Origin of the sequence: Rosistilla ulvae, from assembly GCF_007741475.1 — a bacterium.
GTDB classification, from domain to species: domain Bacteria; phylum Planctomycetota; class Planctomycetia; order Pirellulales; family Pirellulaceae; genus Rosistilla; species Rosistilla ulvae.
The window spans coordinates 2,490,350-2,504,857 of sequence record NZ_CP036261.1; the positions used below are offsets into that span (position 1 = coordinate 2,490,350).

Below are 14,508 nucleotides of genomic sequence, written 5' to 3' on the forward strand. Positions count from 1 at the left end.
GCAGCCGGTTGCCGGGCGTAGTCGTGCGCTATCGCTCGCCCGTTGATACCTTGAATCCGCTTTTGCGTTTCGGCCGATATCCGAAGTGGAAACGGCGCGTCGCATGGGGCTGGCTATCGATCAACTTTCGCTCGTTTTAGGGTGGCGATTTTGCCGCGCGATCCGTAGCAGCTATCGACGGAACACGCCATAATGTTCGTTGGCTGTCCGCGTTAGCGGCACTCACCCTTTGCAAAAAAATGTCTTCCAGGAATCTAAGATCATGCGTTCACTGACCTCCCTTGGTTTCTCCCTTTTGGCTTGTGCTGTCGTTTGTTTGAACATTGGCTGCCCCGCCGCATCGACAACCACCGATGCTCCCCCCACGCTTAGCGATGATCACGATCATGGTGCTCACGGTCACAGCACACCGGAAACATTGCCCGAGGCGATCGAAACGATCGACCATTTGGCCGACGAAATCCAAGAGTCGTTTGCCGCCGATGATCCCGATGGGGCTCACGGTCCGCTGCACGATATCGGCAGCGTTCTGGAAAGCGCGGGGCTGTTGGTTGCCAAGAGCGATCTAAGCGACGAGCAGAAGAAGGGGGCGAGCGAAGCGCTGAAGCAGTTGATGGATGCTTACGGCAAGGTCGACGCCAAGATGCACGGCGACGAAGGAGCCGATTACGCTGACGTTTCGGCCGAAATCACCGCCGCTGTCGAAGCATTGCAAACCGCTACCGGAATCAAGCACGATCATGATCACGACCATGACGATCACGATCACGCGGAAGAGAAAAAGTAGCACCGGCCGCTGGAAAACGCGCGTTGGAGTGAGAGGCTTTAGCCGATCGAAGCGCGGGGCGTTGTCACCGCGGTTAAACGACGCGCATCTCGCATGCATGACGCGCGGGGCGTTGCCACCGCGGTTAAACGTTGCGATCTCGCGTGCATGACGCGCGGGGCGTTGCCGCCGCGGTTAAACGTTTTGGAGGGCGACGCGCCGGCTATTCGGCCGGCGTTGGTTTGCCCAGAAATTCGAGCTGGCAATCATCCAGGGCTGCCGAAGCCCCTTGATTCATGAAGCGAACCGAGACGATCAATCGCCGCTGGCCATCGCGTTGGACGATCGTCCCTTCAAATCCAGCAAACGGTCCGCTCTTCACCCGCACCAAATCGCCCGGTTCCAACCTTTCTTCTGGAGCCAACGCCGCTCCGGTCTCGATCAGGCTGCGGATCTGTTGTAGGTCGGTGACCAATTGCAACGGGTCGGCGATATCGATGCATCGCGAAACACAGCCGGTCGAAACGGCTTCGTATCGCGCTTCTCCGGTGCCACGGACAAAGACGTAATTGGCGAACAACGGCAGGAACGAGGTGCGGATTCTGCCTGCGGGACTTTTGTAACGGCGCCCGATCACCGGCGAGTAGTGCCCGATCTGGAGTTCGCGGAGTTTCCGCATCAATTGCTTTTCTTGCCGCGACCGCGTGTAGAGTGCCCACCACTGCGTATCAGGCTCTTCAGGAAGTTCGAGGATCGTTTCCGGAAAGATATCCGGTTCTTCGCCCAGAATTGGCATTCGAATGGTACCCGTTGAATTTTGAAAGGTGATGCTGCCCGCTGACGAACCCGATTCGCATAACGGCAGGACGCTGGCTTATGCCTAGATAAGTATAGCTAGCGGATTGGCGAATGGAGTCGTTCAAAATTCTAAACCGATCGGACGAATGCGAACAAGACGTTTTGCGTGTTCCTGTTTTGTGTGTTTTCAAGTTTCAGCAATTCCGGATTCCCTCCTGAATTGCCGATCCCAATCGACGTTTTCTAGACCGACACGTTTCCCACTGCTTCACGCATCGATTTTGGCATGAACCGTTTCAGCGGTCGGATTTCGGAGACTGTCGTTTCGCAGCGTTCCATCGTCCGCGGAAACCGTGTGGCGACGGCCGAATTTTGTTGAATCTTCAACCTTGTCGGACCGACAACTTGGACCGCCGTGGCACGGCCCGAGGTTGCCGCACGCGGTGTGGAACGAGAATCCGACGCCGGGGCCTTCACGGGGGCTTCGGGTGCCGTCGCAGCCGCTTCGCTTTTCGCAGGCTGTTCGGGATAGAACTCCAATTCACCTCGCACAACTCGCGTCTCGCGGGGGGCTTCGATTCCCAAGCGGATCGAATTTCCTTTGACTTGCAACACCGTCACGATGATGTCGTCGCCCAATCGAATTTGTTGTTTTGCTTTGCGTGTTAGAACCAACATGGCATTCTCCTTTGCCTAAGTGAAGAGCTTTCCGTTTGAAACCTCGTTCCGAGCAACACTCGGTAACGAAGGTGGGATATTGCACAATGCGTGCCAAAGCAGCGGCAGAATCGCCAAACATTTCTTCCGGGAACGGCTAAGTCTATTCAGGCAAAGGGTTTGTCTCTTTTGGAAGCTGGTCCTGAGGGAGCGCGGTGGCCGGTGAGCGAGCGGCGCGATTGGACGTTCTTACAACGGTTTGCAATTTTGGGAAACCGATCGGGGCGGAACTTGAAGGGGGAGTGGGATCGTTACGGGTAGCGCGGTCGATTCGAATTTGACGAATCGCTCGCACGTGGCTGCGGCGTTCCGGCGATCTAAGGCTCGTGAAGTTTTGACGTGTAACGCTATGCAACGTACTTAAACAGAGATGATCTCCCCGAAATCGTCGGAACACTTCTCCCATGCAGATCGAGAGTCGAGCGCCGCTCGGCTCTTCCCCAAAAGTACTTATGGCTCGTTCGTCACGCATTAAAAAGCAAAAGCCGCTATCGAACGATTCGAACGTCGCCAATCAGGGACGTTCGGATCGCGAGGTCGATCGAGCGCCCAATGCAAATGCAGCTAACGCGGCGACGACCGAGCAACAGGCGGACGATCTTTTCGATTCGATCGATGCGAATCTGGCCGGCGCGCAGAACCCCGAGCCGCTGCAGATGTCCAATTCGCTGCTGCAATCGCTCTGCATGATCAACACGATGCTGACTCAGCTGAACGATAAGCAGCAGGAGTTTCATCGTCAGCAGAGCGAATGGACGAAGATGCAAGGGGATCTGGAGCCGCGCGAAGAGGAGTTGCGGGAACTCGAACGGGAACTCTTCGAACGCAGCGAAGCGTTGGACGCCGACGCGCAGCGGATTGCCGAAGCCGAACAGCAGGTGCAGCGGAGGGAGGCGAAGACGTCGCAGCAGCGGCGCCTGATCGCTCAACAATTGCGAGCTCAGCGGGCCGAAGTCGCACTGGCGCGCCGCGCCGGAGACATGGATCTCGATTCCGTGCGGGAGGAATTCGACGCGGAGCTGGAACGGCGGTTGGCCGATCTGCAGGCGCAGCACGAAGAACAGCTGGAAGCAAAGCTCGCCGAAGCGCGCGCTCAAGATGCTCAGCAGCAGGAACAGACGTTGGCTGAACTGCGATCCCGTCTGGAATCCGAACACGAACAGACGCTGACCGATCTGCAGTCGCAGCACCAATCAGAACAGGAACAGGCGCTGGCCGATCTGCGGTCGCAGCACCAATCGGAACAGGAACAGACGCTTGCCGATCTGCAGTCGCAGCACGATCAGCATCAATCGCTGGCCGACGAACGTTCGCAGTGGGATGCCGAACGCGCACAAGCTGTCGCCGAGGTCCGAGCGCAGTTGGACGAGGATCTGAAGCGGGCGCTGGCGCATGTCGAAGCGGAACGCGACGCTTGCCGACGGCTGGAAGCCGAATTGGAACTGACGCGGCAGAAGCTGGAGACGCTGGAGTCCGCTCGGAAGTCGGGAGGCGAGACCGAGGAAGCAAATGCGACGCTGCAAGCCGCCGTCGAGGGGCTGAGGAAGCGCCGCGACGACGCGGAAAATGAGATCGAGGAGCTGAAGAGTCAGAATCGCGAACTGGCGGCCAAGCTGGCGGCTAGCCAAGTCGATGGCGCGGGGACCGACGGACAGGTTTCGCTGGAGAGCATGTCGTGGGAGCAGCGGAAGCTGCATATGCTGCAACGGTTGAACGCCGAAGACGACGAACTAAACGACAGCGAACTGGCGCAACAACGACTGAAAATCGAAGAGGTGATCGAAAAGACCGATCGCGAGTTAGGCAAACGCGATGCCGAAATCGCCGAACTGCGTTGCTTGTTGGAACAACAGAGTCTGGCGGCGGGCGACATGGCGATCGGCGGAGCTGCAGTTCTGCAGATGCTGGATCAGGATGAACTGATTCAAGAGGAACGAGCCAAGCTGCAGCGGATCCAGACCGAATGGGAAGAGAAGTTGCGGCAGGCGGAGATCGATGTCTCGTTGGAACGAGCAAAATTGGCTCGCGAACGGATCGACATCGAACAGCGACTGGCCGAAATGCGCGAAGCGACGAAGGTCGAAGGGAAACCGGAGTCGAAGGGCCGCAAATGGCTGGCTCAACTCGGCCTGACCGACGGGGATTGACTTCGGGGAGCTGTTTCAGCGCCGGTTGGAGAAGCGTTTGCCAGGGCAAGTCACTTCTCCAAACCAGAGCGTCAGAGGAGTTGGTAACCCGAAGCGTAAGCGACGAATCCAAGCGGTGCCTCGCTTACGCTTCGGGTTACCAATAGTACTTTAACTCAAAACCCTGATTTCCCTGCAGCGTTCGGCTCGCCGTTTGGAACTGTCTGGGGTCGATTTGCAGAAAGCTGAAAAGCTGGTTGCATCGACGGCAGTGCGGTTCCCACCGATTGCAACGACAACCAACGTCGACGATCCACCCGATTTCGCCCGCTGGCTGTCAATTGGGATCACTATCTGCAGTTTTTTTCTGGTATAATTTGAAAGTAGTTTGTGCAGCTTTCCTGCTTTGGTTGCACAACCTTCCCACCCCCTCCCCACAGTCCCAGGCTGATCTTGCCGCCTGTTGGCTTTCCCCAATCGACAATTCAACTCGGAGAATCCTCAATGCGACCGGTCACGCGTTTCTTCATCGTCACGTTGCTGCTGCACAGCGGCCTCGTCCTGCAAGCCGAACAACCCAAGACGGCGCGGGTGAACTTGGGAGAGGATGGATTGCTGACGGGGATTCCCGGCGAGGGTCCGCTGAAGGAAGCGGAGATCGAGGCCTGGTTGACGAAGCCCGAAAACCACGTCGTGCTGGAGGTCAGTTTGCCCAAGGGCTTGGACGCATCGACCGCCAACATGGCGATTCCCGAAGACAATCCGCTGACCCGCGCCAAGATCGAACTCGGCCGCCAGCTCTACTTCGACGCGCGACTCTCGTCCGACCAAACGATCAGCTGTGCTAGCTGCCACAGTCCCAGCGAGGGCTACGGCGCCAAGACGCAGTTTGGTGTTGGCGTCGGCGGTCAGACCGGCAACCGAAACTCACCGATCAGTTACAACCGGATCCTCAGCAAGGCTCAGTTCTGGGACGGCCGCGCCGCTTCGTTGGAAGAACAGGCTGTCGGACCGATCGCCAACCCGATCGAGATGGGGAACACACACGACGCGTGTATCGAATGCGTGGGAGCGATTCCAGGTTACGCGATGCAGTTCAAAGCGATCTTCGACGACGGCGTGACGATCGACAATGTCGGCAAGGCGTTGGCGTCGTTTGAACGGGCGATCGTCACCGGCCCGGCTCCCTACGACTACTGGAACCCGTTGACGAAATTCAAAGAGGTCTTCGCCTTGGACCTGGAAGACATGGACGCTTTGCGAAGCGAAGATCCCGATTTGGCGAAGCAATACGACGACATGGTCGCAGCGGCTCAGAAGCACCCGATGAGCGAATCGGCCCAGCGCGGCATGACGCTCTTCTTCGGTAAAGCGAATTGTGCACTCTGCCACGCCGGCGGTAACTTCGCCGACGAACAGTACCACAACTTGGGCGTCGGAATGGAAGTGGAAGATCCCGATCTGGGACGTTACGTCGTGACGAAAGAAGAGAAGGATAAGGGAGCGTTCAAGACGCCGACGCTACGCAACGTCGCCTTGTCGGAACCCTACATGCACGACGGCAGCCAAAAGACGCTCGAAGAAGTCGTCGCTTGGTACAACAAGGGCGGGCACAAGAACCCGTGGTTGAGCGACAAGGTCAAGCCGCTGAACCTGACCGAGCAAGAGGAGAAGGATGTGGTCGCGTTCATGAAAGAAGGGCTGACCGGTCCGTTCCCGAAGGTCGAAGAAAACCGCCTGCCCGAATAGCGACAAGTTGAAAATTGTGGCCACGTAACGTGGTCACTCAAACATGATCACGCGACTCCGGTCGCGTGATCTTTTCGTTTAGGGCCCACAGCAACCGCCGAAGCCTGCCGCCTGTGGCCGCTACTTCGCAACCGCTTCGGCTAGCGACGCAGATTCATGCCCAGCTTGCGCGGTTGCACCGGGTTGTCATAACGATCGACGGCGTCTTGCTCGGCGTCGATCGCGGCCGGGCGACTCGAAGCGACGCGTACCGGAACGGGCGTTGGAACTTTGGTTTCGACAGCCGGCTTGCCATCGAGAGTCCGCCCAAGCGGTGAGTCGTTCATGGCGATCGGCGGTTCATCGGCGATCGTGTTCCCGTTACGGCGTCCGACAGCGATCGCGGTGTCGATGAAACCCGACCGCACCGGCTCGCTAACCTGAGGCAACTGCAGCCCTAGTTTCTTGACTCCCTCGGGATTCACTTCCGAAGCTTGCGAGATCTGGGCGATGAACTTCGCCGTCTCGATGAAGTTATGGTCGGCGGATTTACCGATCAACGGTCCCAGGGTGCGGACGACGAGGTCGGCACCGAGACTGTCGAGTTCCAAGAAGACATCCATCCGTCCGCCGATCGTCTCCCGCTCTCGACTGCTGCGGGCGTAACTGCTGTGCAGGACAAAGACGCCGCTGCCGGTCAGCGGTTTGGCGACCATCGAGCCCTCGTATTTACCGCGGGCTATATAAAGATGGGTCTGCGAGTCGCCGTAGATCAGTTCGATCTCGCATGTTGTCCCCTGGCCATCGCTGGCGACCAGGTTGTAGGGACCGGTCCGCTTCATCTGAACCTGGGTGATATCCATCACGTCCCAAATTCCGACGAGCACTTCGGGGTGTCGCACCAGAAACAAAAACATATCGCGGTCACAATCCATCCCCTGGGTCGGCAAGCGACGAAACATCGTCGGATGCGAGATGATTTGTTCCACGCGTTTTCGAGCGGTCTGCGTCAAGCGATCCAGCGGTAATGCTGCGATCGCTGCCTCCCGTTCAGCCCTTTTGTCGCCGAAATCCAGCCCTTGGACGGGGCCGGCAAGTAGCATCAAGCAGCAGACGACATACAGCAGGACGGTTGTGAACCGGCGAACAGGCATCGGCATTTCGCGTCCCAAAGCGGCTGCAATTGGCCGATCCGTCCACTACGAATCTGCCGTCTTTATGGGTTATTCGTCTACCGAGGGGCCTCAAGTTCAGACAATCCTGCGAAGCCGTCGAATGCCAGCCGGAAAGGTTGCCGCATGCTGCCTGATTTGCTCAGACTAGCTATTTGTACGCCCTCGACAGGTGGCCCAAGATCAAGATAATCAGTCCGTTGAGATAGCATTTTTCAAGCGAGTGTCGGCGACGATCCCACTGCTTCCACAAGAACCAATTCACGAGAACGAACAATGGCCAAGAAAAGTATCGAAGATATCGATGTGGCGGGAAAACGAGTCTTTATGCGAGTTGACTTCAACGTGCCGTTGGACGATTCGCTGAAGATCACCGACGACCGCCGGATCCGGATGGCGTTGCCGTCGATCCAATCGATCGTCAATCGTGGCGGCCGCGTGATCCTCGGCAGCCACTTGGGGCGTCCCAGTGGCGATGCCAGCGACAGCAAATACAGCTTGGCTCCCGCCGCGGCGCGGTTGAGCGAACTGCTGGGCAAACCCGTCGCCTTTGCTACCGACACCGTTGGCGAAGACGCCAAAGCCAAAGTGGCTGCGATGGGTGATGGCGATGTCGTCCTGTTGGAAAACCTGCGTTTTAATCCGGGCGAAAAGAAGGGCGACGAAACCTTCGCCGGCCAGATCGCGGCGATGGCTGACATCTATTGCAACAACGCCTTTGGCACCTGCCACCGCACCGACGCTTCGATGTACGCAGTCGCTCAAAAGATCGACGGTCCTAAGGTTGTCGGCAACCTGGTCGCCAAAGAGATCCAATACCTGGCCGATGCGATCAGCAGCCCTGAGCGTCCGTTTGTGGCGATCCTGGGTGGAGCGAAGGTTAGCGACAAGATCAACGTGATCAACAACCTATTGTCGGTCTGCGACAAGATCTTGATCGGTGGTGCGATGGCCTACACCTTCTCGTTGGCTCGCGGCGGCGCAGTCGGCGGCAGCCTTGTCGAAAAGGACAAAGTCGATTTGGCTCGCGAGTTGATCGAAAAGGGTGGCGACAAATTGGTCCTTCCCGTCGACACCCACTGTGGCGACGCTTTTTCGGGCGACTGCAACAAACAAGTTGTCGACGCGGGCCAGATCCCCGACGGCTGGGAAGGCTTTGATGTCGGACCGAAGACCGCTGTGATGTACGCCGAGATCATAAAGTCGGCCAAGACCGTGGTTTGGAACGGGCCGATGGGCGTCTTCGAAATGCCTCCGTTCGACGCCGGAACCCGCGTCGTTGCTCAAGCTGTTGCCGATTGCCCCGGCACGACGATCATCGGTGGTGGCGATAGCGCCGCAGCGATCGAGCAGTTCGGTCTGGCCGACAAGGTCAGCCACGTGAGCACCGGTGGCGGTGCTAGCTTGGAAATGCTCGAAGGCAAAGCGTTTAAGGCTGTCGATATCTTGGACGAAGCATAAGCTGCGATCGTTCGACGCTAGCGTGCGGTTCGCGGTCGGGAACCGCGCGCGTGGCGGCTGATAAAAATCTGACCACGAATTCTCCCCGTCGGTTTATTGGAGACGTATTGCCGTGAGCATCGGTTTAGCCATCCAGGCGTTCTTTAAGATCCTGTTTAACCGCGAAGCTGCGGCGGCATATCAACGGCTGACCAGCGGCGAGGCTGTCGATCAGCCGACGCCGGCGGCGGCCGAATCGACTCCCGCGGAAGCTCCGGCCAAAGCCCAAGCCCCTGCACCACCTAAACCGACGCGCAGCGATGCGATCGGTTTGTTGGCGGCGCTGCAGCGTGAAGCCCGCTTTGTCGACCTCGTCCAAGAATCGTTGGACGCTTACAGCGACGAACAGGTCGGCGCGGCAGCTCGCGACGTCCTTCGCGACACGAAAAAAGTGCTCGACCGGATGTTCGCCATCGCTCCGCTGACTGATGCCGAAGAAGGGGATTCGATGCAGACGCCAGCGGAAGTGGATCCGGGACAGATCCGTTTGACCGGCAACGTCCACGGCGACGCTCCCTTTAGCGGAACGATCGCCCATCACGGCTGGAAGGCCGCGAAGTGCGAGCTTCCTCGCTGGTCGGGCAGCCCCGAATCGGATCGCGTGATCGCACCGATCGAATTGGAAATCGCATGACAGCCAAATACATCATCGGTATCGACCTCGGGACGACCAACAGCGTCCTGGCTTACACGCCGGTTCAGCCCGAATCGAATGCGGGCAGTTCGGAAGCGGCAGAGATCCAGTTGCTGCCGATTCCGCAATTGGTCGCCGCCGGGACCGTTGAAGAGCGCGACAGCCTGCCGTCGTTTGTCTATCTGGCCAATGCGGCGGAGCGAACCGCCGGTGGCTTGGACGCTCCCTGGGGCAAAGATCAATCTTACGCTGTCGGTCAGTTTGCGCGGGATCGCGGTGGCGAAGCCCCCGACCGAACCGTGGGGGCTGCAAAATCGTGGCTCTGTCACACCGGTGTCGATCGCCGCCAACCGATCCTTCCCTGGCAAGCTCCCGAGGATGTCGAGAAGATCTCGCCGGTGACCGCTTCGCAGCGGTACCTGCAGCATTTGGTGCAAGCTTGGCAACAGCGGTTTCCCGACGCGCCGATCGAACAACAACAAGTCGTCTTAACGGTCCCAGCGTCGTTTGATCCCGTCGCTCGCGAATTGACTCGCGAGGCGGCGATCGCGGCGGGATTGCCAGCCAACTTTGTTTTGCTGGAAGAACCGCAAGCTGCGTTTTACGCTTGGCTGTCGGTTGTCGGCGACCAGTGGCGGAAGATGTTAACCGTCGGCCAACGCGTGCTGGTCTGCGATGTCGGTGGCGGAACAACCGACCTGACGTTGATCACGGTCGACGAGGATGGAGGCGATCTGACGCTGCGACGCGAAGCGGTTGGCGATCATCTGCTGGTCGGTGGCGACAACATGGACCTAACGATGGCCCATGTCGTGGCGGCTGAATTCGCCAAGAAGAAGACGAAACTGAACCCCTGGCAATCGGTCTCGCTGTGGCATTCGTGCCGCGCGGCGAAAGAGGCGCTGCTGGCCCCCGAGGGTTCCGAAAAACAGACGATCTCGGTCCTTGGTCGCGGTAGCAAATTGATCGGCGGCACGGTGAGCGTGGAAGTCGATCGGGAATCGATTTCACAACTGTTGGTCGATGGCTTTCTTCCCAAGTGTGAATTGGATGCGGTGCCGCAGCGGCAAGCCGCGTCGGGTTTCCAGGAAATCGGGTTGCCGTTCGAATCGGATCCGGGGATCACGCGTCACCTGGCCTCGTTTGTCTCCAACCACTGCACCGCGGCGGAGAGCGACAGCGTGTCGCTTCCCGATTTTGTGTTGTTTAACGGCGGCGTGTTCAAAGCCGATGGATTCCGCAACCGAATGCTGGAGATCGTCAACAGCTGGTCCGCCGACGCGGGCGATTCGACAGTTCAACCGCTGCAGGGCGTTCACGACCTCGACCACGCCGTCGCTCGCGGTGCCTGTTATTACGGGCTGAACAAACAGCGTGGCGGTCTGCGGATTCGCGGCGGCACGGCCCGTTCATATTACGTCGGCATCGAAACCGCCGGGCTGGCGATTCCTGGAGCCCCACGGCCGCTGAAGGCTCTGTGCGTCGTTCCGTTTGGAATGGAAGAGGGGACCGAAACCGATGTCCCTTCGGGCGAGATCGGTTTGGTTGTCGGCAAACCGGCCAGGTTCCGGTTCTTCAGTTCGAATGTCCGCACCGACGACACACCGGGCGAACAACTGGATTGGTGGGACGACGCGGAACTCACCGAAACCGATCCGATGGAAGCGACGTTAACGCTGGCCGATGGAGCGACCGAGTCGCACGTACCGGTCAAATTTCACGCCAACATCACCGAACTGGGCGTCCTGGAACTGTGGTGCGTGGCGGTTCATGGCGATGGCCGTTGGAAGTTGGAATTCAACGTCCGCGACGAACCGCAAGAATAGAATTTTCCCTGGCCCCGGGCTGTTAAGCGGTGTGCCGGATGATAGATTGCAACACTGCTTAGCCCAGCATTTAAACGCGTGGGGCGTTGCCGCCGCGGTTAAACGAACGAATCGCTTTCGGTAGTGGACGAGGTTACGAGTCCAGCCGCTAGTGATACAAAACGCGCGGGGCGTTGCCGCCGCGGTTAAACGAATCGCTTTCGGTAGTGGATGAGGTTACGAGTCCAGCCGCTAGTGATACAAAACGCGCGGGGCGTTGCCGCTGCGGTTAAACGAATCGCTTTCGGTGGGGGACTCGTGACCTCGCCAACACGCATTCAAAACGCGCGGGGCGTTGCTGCCGCGGTTAAACGAAAAGACTCGGTGCTCGCTCCTTAATTACGGCATCGAGACGGCGTCGTATTCGCTGAGCGGACGTTTGGTCTCGGCGTCGACTTCGACCATCCGGACGCGGTAGCCCCACAGTTTTGCCAGATGCCGCAAGATCCGGTTGGCTTCGGATTTCTCTAACAGCTTGCCATCGCGCACGCGGTGAGTCAGGACCAATCGTCGGTTCCCTTTCAGGTTGGCGTCGCTGATCTGGATATCGGGTTCCTGTTTGGAGATGTCGTATTGGGCGGCTAATTGGCGGCGGACCTCGCGGTATCCCGATTCGTCGTGGATCGCGGTGACCGTCATATGTTCGTCGTTGGCGTCATCACTGACCTTGAACAACCGCATTTCGCGGATCAATCGCGGACTCAAGAACTGCAGGATGAAGCTCTCGTCGCGATAGTGCTCCCAGGCGTCGCGGATCGTTTCCAGCGAGCGCCCCTTGCCGGCGATCTCGGGGAACCATTGGCGGTCCTCGTCGTCGGGGTCGTCGCAGATCCTGGCGATATCGCGGACCATAGCAAACCCCAACGCGTAGGGATTGATCCCGCCGAAGCCACGGGAATCGAAATTCGGTTGGGCGACAACCGCCGAATGCATGTGCAGGAATTCCAGCATCGATCCCTCGTCGATCTGGCCGCGATGATACAAGCGGTTCATGATTTCGTAATGGACAAAGGTCGCACAACCTTCGTTCATCATCTTGGTCTGCCGCTGCGGGTAGAAGTATTGGGCCAGGGTGCGAACGATCCGCAGCACTTCGCGCTGCCAGTCCTTCAATTTCGGTGCGTTGTTGGCGAGGAATGTCAGCAGATTTTCCTCGGGAAGTTCCAACGCTGCAGCTTCGATGTCGTTTTCGTCTTGTTCGATGGACCGCACTTCGTTTGCGTCGCTCGGTTCGGTTGGGACGGTCCGCCACAAGTCGTTGTAAGTCGATTCGAGATGTTGGCGGCGGGCTTCGCTGCGCGCCTGCTGTTCGCGCGGCGAGCGACGTCGCGTGGCGTAGCGGTTGACGCCGTGAGACATTAGCGCGTGAGCGGAATCCAACAGCGATTCGACCTCCGTAAATCCATACCGCTGCTCGCAATCGGCAATGTAGCTCTTTGCGTACGCGAGTTCGTCGAGCACGCGATCGGCTCGCGTCCACTGACGGAACAGATGGTTATTTTTGAAGAAGTGGTTGTGGCCAAACGCTGCGTGCGCGATCACCAGCGTCTGCATCGTCATCGTGTTCTCTTCCATCACGTACGAGACGCAGGGCTGCGAATTGATCACCAATTCATACGCCAGCGATTGGGCTCCCTTGCGGTACAACAATTCCTCGCGGGCGAAACGTTTGCCAAACGACCAGTGGCGATACAACAGCGGCATCCCGATCGCTGCATAAGCGTCCAGCATCTGTTCGGACGTGATGACTTCGATCTGGTTGCGATAGACGTCCAGCCCCAGTTCGCCCAAGGCGATCTCTTCGACAGCATCGTAGACGCGGTGCAGCAGACGGAAGTCCCACTGCGACCCGCTGTATAAAAGCTCGCCGTGCCGTTTGTTCATCGATCCCCCCGCGGTTTGGTGCTGGCCCCAGAACGCTGCCTGCTGTCGAACAGATCGCGAAAGACCGGGAATATCTCGCTAGCCGTGGCGACCTCCGCTTGGGCGAAGTTGTCGTGGCGATCGACCAGGGGAAAGTAGCCGTGCCACAGGACACTGTCGCCCGGCCATTGGTCGTCGTTGACTTCGATGTAAGCGTAATACTGGCAGATCGGCAGGATCTCTTCTTCCAACAGACGCAGCGTCTGCGGCATGTCGTGGTCGAAGTTGTGGCCGTCGGAAGCTTGCGCGGCGTAGATGTTCCAATCGTCGACCGGATACCTTTGTTTGACGATCTTCAACATCTCTTCGAGCGCCGACGAAACGACGGTACCACCGGTCTCGCGACCGTGGAAAAACGTCTGCTCATCGACCTCTTGAGCCGTGTAGGTGTGGCGGATGAAGACGAGTTCGACCGATTTGTAATGCCGCGTCAGAAACAGATGCAGCAGCATATAAAACCGCTTCGCCATGTCCTTCAGTTGTTCGGTCATCGACGCCGACGTGTCCATCAAACAGAACATCACTGCCTGCGTCGTCGGTTTGGGAACCCGTTGGATTCGGCTGTACCGCAGGTCGACTGTCTCCAGATACGGAACCGCTCGCATTCGAGCCTGTTGCGCGTCGATCAGCTTCCGCAGCCGGTCGATCTCGTCGGCCTCCTCGGCGGTTATCGCCTGTTGCAATTCCACCTGCAACGCTTCGACCTCAGCCAGCTTCGGCCGTCCCAAGGCGATCCGCCGAGCCAGGCTGCGGCGCATCGTCTCGCGTTTATTCAGCCGCTGTGGCGAACCGTCGGTCGAATACCCGGCGCGGACCCAAGCGGGAGACGCCATCGATTTCAGCTTCCGCTTGGCCAGGTTGGGCAGTTCCAGATCTTCGAAGAACAGATCCAGAAACTCTTCGCGGGTCAGAGCGAAGACAAAACTGTCCTCGCCGTCGCCATCGGCACTACCGCTCGATCCGCTGCCCGAACCACCGCTCGGTTTTTCGATCTCGTCGCCGGGGCGATAGTCGTGATTTCCGGGGAGAACATAATCGCGATGGCCGACTTTGGGGTCGTGGTGGAAAGTCGGTTCGTGCAGATCTTTGGAGCTGATCGAAACCTCTTGGCCCTCTTCGAGGTCGGCGATCTTGCGCTGACGAATCGAATCGGCAAACGCCTTCCGCATGTGCGACTTCACCCGCCGCAGAAAGCGTTGGCGATTGCCGAGGCTTTTCGCTTTTGGATTTTGACGACGATCGACTACGTGCATCGCGATAATCTCCCTGCGAGCTAATG

The 14,508-nt window shown here is 58.5% G+C and carries 11 protein-coding genes; 6 read left to right on the forward strand and 5 right to left on the reverse strand.

The genetic code is table 11. The features are described from left to right. Nucleotides 1–262: 262 nt before the first annotated feature. Nucleotides 263–787: a hypothetical protein gene (locus EC9_RS08980; RefSeq protein WP_145344226.1), complete on the forward strand. Its 525-nt coding sequence runs from the start codon at nucleotides 263–265 to the stop codon at nucleotides 785–787. A 202-nt stretch (nucleotides 788–989) separates the two neighbouring features. Here the strand turns inward: EC9_RS08980 and nusG are convergent, their stop codons facing one another. Then, nucleotides 990–1,562, reverse strand: coding sequence for a transcription termination/antitermination protein NusG (nusG, locus tag EC9_RS08985; protein ID WP_145344228.1), 573 nt, complete (start codon nucleotides 1,560–1,562; stop codon nucleotides 990–992). Nucleotides 1,563–1,807: 245 nt separating this feature from the next. Beyond that, on the reverse strand, nucleotides 1,808–2,242 hold the full coding sequence (locus tag EC9_RS08990) for a carbon storage regulator (protein ID WP_145344230.1): 435 nt from the start codon (nucleotides 2,240–2,242) through the stop codon (nucleotides 1,808–1,810). 491 nt (nucleotides 2,243–2,733) lie between these two features. On the opposite strand from EC9_RS08990, the gene EC9_RS08995 reads away from it, so the two are divergent. Both EC9_RS08995 and EC9_RS09000 read left to right on the forward strand, forming a co-directional pair. Continuing rightward, nucleotides 2,734–4,428, forward strand: a complete 1,695-nt coding sequence (locus tag EC9_RS08995; RefSeq protein WP_145344232.1) for a coiled-coil domain-containing protein — start codon at nucleotides 2,734–2,736, stop codon at nucleotides 4,426–4,428. Nucleotides 4,429–4,911: 483 nt separating this feature from the next. Next, nucleotides 4,912–6,156 carry a cytochrome-c peroxidase gene (locus EC9_RS09000; RefSeq protein ID WP_145344234.1) on the forward strand — a complete coding sequence of 415 codons (1,245 nt, stop codon included), beginning with the start codon at nucleotides 4,912–4,914 and terminating at the stop codon, nucleotides 6,154–6,156. Between the two features lie 140 nt (nucleotides 6,157–6,296). Here EC9_RS09000 and EC9_RS09005 read toward each other — a convergent pair whose 3' ends face one another. Next, the gene (locus tag EC9_RS09005) at nucleotides 6,297–7,289 is read right to left on the reverse strand and encodes a hypothetical protein (protein WP_145344236.1); all 993 of its coding nucleotides are present in this window, start codon (nucleotides 7,287–7,289) and stop codon (nucleotides 6,297–6,299) included. Between the two features lie 294 nt (nucleotides 7,290–7,583). Here EC9_RS09005 and EC9_RS09010 point away from each other — a divergent pair, with 294 nt between their 5' ends. The 3 genes from EC9_RS09010 to EC9_RS09020 all read left to right on the forward strand — a co-directional run bounded on the left by EC9_RS09010 (nucleotide 7,584) and on the right by EC9_RS09020 (nucleotide 11,267). After that, nucleotides 7,584–8,768: a phosphoglycerate kinase gene (locus tag EC9_RS09010; RefSeq protein WP_145119922.1), complete on the forward strand. Its 1,185-nt coding sequence runs from the start codon at nucleotides 7,584–7,586 to the stop codon at nucleotides 8,766–8,768. Nucleotides 8,769–8,880: 112 nt separating this feature from the next. Then, nucleotides 8,881–9,441 carry a DUF2760 domain-containing protein gene (locus EC9_RS09015; RefSeq protein ID WP_218934690.1) on the forward strand — a complete coding sequence of 187 codons (561 nt, stop codon included), beginning with the start codon at nucleotides 8,881–8,883 and terminating at the stop codon, nucleotides 9,439–9,441. Beyond that, nucleotides 9,438–11,267, forward strand: a complete 1,830-nt coding sequence (locus EC9_RS09020; RefSeq protein ID WP_145344240.1) for an Hsp70 family protein — start codon at nucleotides 9,438–9,440, stop codon at nucleotides 11,265–11,267. Before EC9_RS09015 ends, EC9_RS09020 begins: the two co-directional genes overlap by 4 nt. Before the next feature lie 378 nt (nucleotides 11,268–11,645). Here EC9_RS09020 and EC9_RS09025 read toward each other — a convergent pair whose 3' ends face one another. Both EC9_RS09025 and EC9_RS09030 read right to left on the reverse strand, forming a co-directional pair. After that, nucleotides 11,646–13,190, reverse strand: a complete 1,545-nt coding sequence (locus EC9_RS09025; protein WP_145344242.1) for a SpoVR family protein — start codon at nucleotides 13,188–13,190, stop codon at nucleotides 11,646–11,648. Further along, nucleotides 13,187–14,482: a YeaH/YhbH family protein gene (locus tag EC9_RS09030; protein ID WP_145344244.1), complete on the reverse strand. Its 1,296-nt coding sequence runs from the start codon at nucleotides 14,480–14,482 to the stop codon at nucleotides 13,187–13,189. Before EC9_RS09030 ends, EC9_RS09025 begins: the two co-directional genes overlap by 4 nt. Nucleotides 14,483–14,508: the final 26 nt, after the last annotated feature.

Excerpts from the sequence above, each read along its gene's own strand:
- EC9_RS08980 (WP_145344226.1), top strand. The coding sequence starts at position 263 with ATGCGTTCACTGACCTCCCTTGGTTTCTCCCTTTTGGCTTGTGCTGTC.
- nusG (WP_145344228.1), bottom strand. The coding sequence starts at position 1,562 with ATGCCAATTCTGGGCGAAGAACCGGATATCTTTCCGGAAACGATCCTC.
- EC9_RS08990 (WP_145344230.1), bottom strand. The coding sequence starts at position 2,242 with ATGTTGGTTCTAACACGCAAAGCAAAACAACAAATTCGATTGGGCGAC.
- EC9_RS08995 (WP_145344232.1), top strand. The coding sequence starts at position 2,734 with ATGGCTCGTTCGTCACGCATTAAAAAGCAAAAGCCGCTATCGAACGAT.
- EC9_RS09000 (WP_145344234.1), top strand. The coding sequence starts at position 4,912 with ATGCGACCGGTCACGCGTTTCTTCATCGTCACGTTGCTGCTGCACAGC.
- EC9_RS09005 (WP_145344236.1), bottom strand. The coding sequence starts at position 7,289 with ATGCCTGTTCGCCGGTTCACAACCGTCCTGCTGTATGTCGTCTGCTGC.
- EC9_RS09010 (WP_145119922.1), top strand. The coding sequence starts at position 7,584 with ATGGCCAAGAAAAGTATCGAAGATATCGATGTGGCGGGAAAACGAGTC.
- EC9_RS09020 (WP_145344240.1), top strand. The coding sequence starts at position 9,438 with ATGACAGCCAAATACATCATCGGTATCGACCTCGGGACGACCAACAGC.
- EC9_RS09025 (WP_145344242.1), bottom strand. The coding sequence starts at position 13,190 with ATGAACAAACGGCACGGCGAGCTTTTATACAGCGGGTCGCAGTGGGAC.
- EC9_RS09030 (WP_145344244.1), bottom strand. The coding sequence starts at position 14,482 with ATGCACGTAGTCGATCGTCGTCAAAATCCAAAAGCGAAAAGCCTCGGC.